Origin of the sequence: Shimia litoralis, from assembly GCF_005518135.1 — a bacterium.
GTDB lineage: Bacteria > Pseudomonadota > Alphaproteobacteria > Rhodobacterales > Rhodobacteraceae > Shimia_E > Shimia_E litoralis.
On record NZ_SULI01000047.1, the window covers coordinates 1 to 5048 of the forward strand.

Consider the following 5048-nt stretch of genomic DNA (forward strand, 5'->3'; position numbering starts at 1 on the left):
GTCGCCTTCGAACGAAAGGTGGCTTAAACGAGCACTTGGGGCGGCACTAAAACGCGACAGGTCCAATGTCTCATAGTCAGAGCTTAGAACGGTCTCTGATTGGTTTGGCTTTGGCGCGTTAGCAGCAGCTTGCGGTGTTGGGGTGACTTCCATGTGACCTCTCTAAATTCGGATATCTAGGCCAGCAGTCAAATGATAGCTGGTCACTTCAGGTATGCTGGCGGACTCGGACGCTGTGTCTGAGATACCGGATGCAGACTGTTTGTTTTGGTCTGCATCCGAACGCGCCTCACCCTCGCCGAACGACAGTGACACCCCCTCATATCCCAAAGACCGCAATTCGCTCTCGAGTAGATCAAAGTGCCGTCGCATGAGGTCAAGGGTTTCTGGCCGGTCTGCAAGAACGGTGACGTGTAGACCAGTTTCAGAGGGCGCAAAGGTCAGGCGCACCTTGCCCAATTCCTCAGGCTTGAGCGTTACCTCCAACACCGACTCAGATGTATTTCGAACCACATCGACGACTTGTTGAACCACACGTGTCGGAGTCGTCGTCATGGTCATTGGGGCGCTGATGTTGGAAACCGATGCGCTGCCACGTCCCTCTCCTATGGAAAGCTCGGCCATGCACTCCGAGTCTTCAGGCTCCATGGGCTGAAATACACTGCGGGCATCTATCTGAGTTTCGTGTCCCATAGGGTTTGGCGATATAAAGGGGAGCTCTCGCACCTGCTTTCCTCCTTCAACGCTAGCTGTGGTCACACCAGCGAGGCCTGCCTCTGGCGTTTCCGTGGGTGAAGGCGTGCGCTGATCAGACCACGCACCATCGTATGCACCCATGTGCTTGGGAAACGTAGTTTGGGCCATTTCACTCTGCGCGACCCCAATGACACCGTGAGGCAACGCAGTAAGTTCGGGTAATCGTGATACGATAGAGTCCGTTGGAAGACGCTCGGAAACCGGGGGATTTGAGTGGGGAGAATCTGGCGTCTGGATTTTCGCTTGAGCGCTCCCGTCCACTGAGAGCTTATGACTTATAGACGTTTCAGCCAAAGGCATCCTCTGCCAGACATCCAAATTCGTTTTCTGAGCCAGCGACGCGTCGGAGTCCAGTATACCCAATCTGGTGGTCCGTTCGGTTCGCTGACTTATTTCGGCCGATTGATGTGCGGTTTGGGGTCTGTCTTGTCCGACGCTGATTGCCGGCACGCTGTCTATCAAAGTCGTTTCGGCGTGCATGGCAATATCTCGTTGAGCTGGCTCGCCGAAGCTCTCCGGTTTACTATTTTGCGACTTGGGTGGACGAAGCGACGACAACGCTGACTCGTCGGTATCGAGTTGAATGCCAGACTTGGGCATGGGCAATTCTGTCGAGGTGTTCGCAACCGCCAGGGATGCTTGGGCAGGCTGTCGTTCAGCAATTTGGTCCTGTGGGTTTTCGGACGCTAACACCGCCTCGTCTCGGTGATTCAGGGCATCTTTCGTGTCCATATTTGCGGCCTGATTATGTTCATCATCAGTCACACGAACAAGCATATCTTGAGCTAGGTGAGGATGCTCAGACGCCATCTGCGCCTGCCATTCTGCTTCGAACAAGTCAGAGCCCGCGCTGTCTACCGTTGCCAGCGTGGGTTGGGCCAAACGCCCCATAGTCTTGACCAAGGGGACTCCCTCAACTGTCGGCGGTGTCATCGTCATTAAATCCTCAAGCATTCTTGCTCACCGCGGCCATACTTGCAGAAGGGTAGTTACCAGTTCTTTACCGATTGCATCCTAGATTTAGAAAAACCACTTCAATTTCGAGGTACTCTATGCAAATCCCAGCGCCCCCAGCGCCTCCACTCCCGCAAGGTTCAGAATACAAGCACTCACCTGCCTACAAGGCAGCACAAGAATTAGAGGCAAGCTTTCTAGCAGAAATGTTGAAGATTTCGGGGCTAGGAAAACCCCTAGAAGGATTCGGCGGGGGCAGTGGTGAGGATCAATTTTCCTCATTTCTTGTAAACGCTCAGGCAAAAGAAATTGTCAAAGCGGGTGGCCTCGGTTTGACAGAGATAATTTTTGAATCACTCAAGGAAGCCCAAGATGAAAAATGACACCGCAGGCACGGCCATCGAGTCACTGAACGCACTCTTGGAAGACGAGCGACAAGCGCTGTTGAAGGGCGATCTCAATGCACTACCGTTTTTACTTGAGCGCAAGGAAGCAATTCTGGACACCCTCAACAGCGAGACTCCGTCCGATCCTGATCGCATCAAAATCCTTGGCAAAAAACTTCGCCATAATCAGGTTCTGCTAGAGGGCGCAATGCGCGGTATAAGAATGGTTTCAGAGCGACTTGAGGCACTAAAACAACTTAAACAGAGTCTGCACACGTATGACCAACAGGGACAAAAATCAGAGGTGCTGGTCAGCGTCATCCATCAAGTAGAAAAGCGTGCCTGACCGGATTTATATCAAATGTGATGAATTAGCGTGTGAGCATTTAGCAATCCGTTAGCACTTGCAAGGACATGGTAACAGCGCATCCAACAAGGGTGGCACCGACGCCAACGTGGCACGGTACAGGTCAGAATGACAATTCTTGCGTTCTCAAAATATGGGCGCGACCTTCAAACTGATGCAAAGCATCGAACACAATAAGGAAATGCCATGTCCAGCATTCTGACAAACAACAGCGCAATGGTTGCGCTACAAACCCTCAAGTCTGTAAATGCCAACCTCTCAGATACTCAGACTCAAATTTCGACTGGTAAGCGCGTCGCATCATCCGCGGACAACTCTGCCATCTGGGCCATCTCAAAAGTCATGGAATCTGACGTTCAAGGCTTCAAATCTATTTCTGAGAGCCTGTCTTTGGGTAAGTCTACCGTCGCGGTAGCCCGAAACGCTTCCGAAACGGTGACCGACCTTCTGACCCAGATGAAAGGCAAAATTGTTGCTGCTCAAGAGGACAACGTTGATCGGGGAAAGCTGAACACTGATGTGACAGCCCTGAAGGATCAAATTGCGTCTGTTGTAGGGGCAGCCCAGTTTAATGGCCTGAACCTTGTTGATGGTACAGCCGCCAGCGCCGATATTCTGTCATCTCTTGATCGCGACAATACCGGTGCCGTGACATCATCATCCATCACGGTAACCGCCCAAGATTTGTCCACCGGTGGCTATGTTGCCAATGATGTTTTTGCGACCACGGACGGTACCGCTTCGGGGGATGGTGACGCAGTGGTTCTTGCCTTGAATGGCGGGGCCTCTGGTGCCATCACCATCGCCGATGGTACAAATCCTTGGGCCGCAGGCGACAGCGTGTCCTTTAGCATCGGAGATCAGACTGCAAGCTATACGCTGACCGCAGCTGATGCAGCGGCAGGGACACCCGCCGACATTATCGCAGTTGGCCTAAAGAACTCTATCGACAGCATGGGTATCACCGGGCTTACAGTAGATTACGACAGCGGCACTCCTGGTGAGCTAAGCTTCTCCACAGCCGGTGGCACTGACGACCTCACCATCACCGGTCAGTATAAGAATGCCGGATCAGGGGGATTAGGTGCGCTTTCTTCCATTGATGTGTCTAGCGCATCGAATGCTGCAACGGCGCTTACTGCAATCGAAGGTTTGATTGACGTTGCAATCGATGCCTCGGCCGCATTTGGTTCGGCAGAAGGACGGATCACAACTCAAGCTGATTTTGTCTCGAAGCTATCGGATTCTCTAAAATCAGGAATCGGGTCGATGGTGGATGCCGATATGGAAGAAGCATCTGCTCGTCTCCAAGCGCTTCAAACACAGCAACAGCTTGCCACGCAATCTCTATCGATTGCAAATCAGGCGCCACAATCCATTCTGTCGCTGTTCCGCTAACACTCTGAGCACATGGGTGTGGCGTACGTCACACCCATACCAAATTATCTAGTTCCACATTCTGGAAGGATGCCTCGTGACATCTCATAGCTCAGCGCAACGCGCATATTCTGAAACATCTGCAACCACTCGCACACCACGCGGACTGGAATACGATACAATTTCCCGCATCACAAACCGACTTAAGGTTGCTGCGCAAAAAGGCAAACCAGGGTTCGCCGATCTAGCTCAAGCCATACATGAAAATAGAAAGCTCTGGATCCTAATTGCAACCATGGTTGCTGACCAAAACAATGCCCTTCCTCAAGATCTGCGTGCCCGCCTGTTTTACCTCGCTGAGTTCACCAACCTTCATAGTGAACAAGTGCTAGAGGGAAAGGCACGCGTCAGACCTTTGCTGGAAGTAAACACAGCTATTCTGCGTGGCCTAAGAGACGGAGGGCACACATTATGAGCGGTTTGGTCCTAAAGCTTAGCCCAAAAGAGCGTGTCCTGATCAATGGCGCTGTGATTGAGAACGGCGATCGCCGCAGCCGGCTGTCGATTGTGTCCCCAAATGCGAATATTCTCCGCCTGCGCGATGCCATACATCCCGAAGAAGCGAATACCCCAGTAAGGCGTCTTTGCTACGCACTACAACTTGTGTTGTCCGGAGACTCGGACCCAGACCATGCACAGATGCAAATCTTAAATCGGCTCGAAGAACTCAGTCAAATTCTGACTGACATCGATAGTCGCCGACAGCTCTCGGATGCGACAGATGCTATCTTGGAGCATCGTTTCTATCTGGGTCTGAAGCACCTACGCACATTGCTTCCCAGAGAGAAACGGCTTTTGGCGGCAAGAGTCTCATGACCTTTCAACCCGTCATTCCTGTTGGAGGCCTAGCTGGTTGGGGGTTTCTGAATCGCACAATGCAGGTACAGACTACAGCGTTTCAGAAGAGCCCCACATTGGTCCGCGATACAGAGTATTTCGCGCAAAATATTGGCGACATTCAGAGCGCAGATCAGCTTGTATCTGACCGGCGGTTGCTACGCGTCGCTCTAGGGGCCTTTGGACTATCTGACGATATCAACAATACTCATTTTGTTCGAAAGATACTAAGTGACGGAACGATAGTGAAGTGGTCCTGCTTTTTAGGACAGGTTTGCGGCTTGGCTAAGATGCATCTGGTTTATGTTCAT

The 5048-nt window shown here is 51.9% G+C and carries 6 protein-coding genes and 1 pseudogene; 6 read left to right on the forward strand and 1 reads right to left on the reverse strand.

Annotated elements, in window-relative coordinates:
• Positions 1-162: 162 nt before the first annotated feature.
• Entirely contained in the window at positions 163-1710 is a 1548-nt protein-coding gene (gene fliK, locus FAP39_RS17130) for a flagellar hook-length control protein FliK (protein ID WP_138017587.1), read from the reverse strand.
• 98 nt (positions 1711-1808) lie between these two features.
• On the opposite strand from fliK, the gene FAP39_RS17135 reads away from it, so the two are divergent.
• The 6 genes and pseudogenes from FAP39_RS17135 to FAP39_RS17715 form a co-directional block, all read left to right on the forward strand.
• The gene (locus FAP39_RS17135; protein WP_138017588.1) at positions 1809-2093 is read left to right on the forward strand and encodes a rod-binding protein; all 285 of its coding nucleotides are present in this window, start codon (positions 1809-1811) and stop codon (positions 2091-2093) included.
• On the forward strand, positions 2083-2442 hold the full coding sequence (locus FAP39_RS17140) for a hypothetical protein (protein WP_138017589.1): 360 nt from the start codon (positions 2083-2085) through the stop codon (positions 2440-2442). Before FAP39_RS17135 ends, FAP39_RS17140 begins: the two co-directional genes overlap by 11 nt.
• Positions 2443-2649: 207 nt before the next feature.
• Positions 2650-3861, forward strand: coding sequence for a flagellin (locus tag FAP39_RS17145; RefSeq protein ID WP_138017590.1), 1212 nt, complete (start codon positions 2650-2652; stop codon positions 3859-3861).
• A 76-nt stretch (positions 3862-3937) separates the two neighbouring features.
• Complete coding sequence (flaF, locus tag FAP39_RS17150) at positions 3938-4315, forward strand: flagellar biosynthesis regulator FlaF (protein ID WP_138017591.1); 378 nt, start codon at positions 3938-3940, stop codon at positions 4313-4315.
• Entirely contained in the window at positions 4312-4716 is a 405-nt protein-coding gene (gene flbT / locus FAP39_RS17155; protein WP_138017592.1) for a flagellar biosynthesis repressor FlbT, read from the forward strand. Before flaF ends, flbT begins: the two co-directional genes overlap by 4 nt.
• Positions 4713-5048 (forward strand): annotated as a pseudogene (locus FAP39_RS17715) (DUF1217 domain-containing protein); the annotation flags it as partial. The gene flbT and the pseudogene FAP39_RS17715, both read left to right, overlap by 4 nt.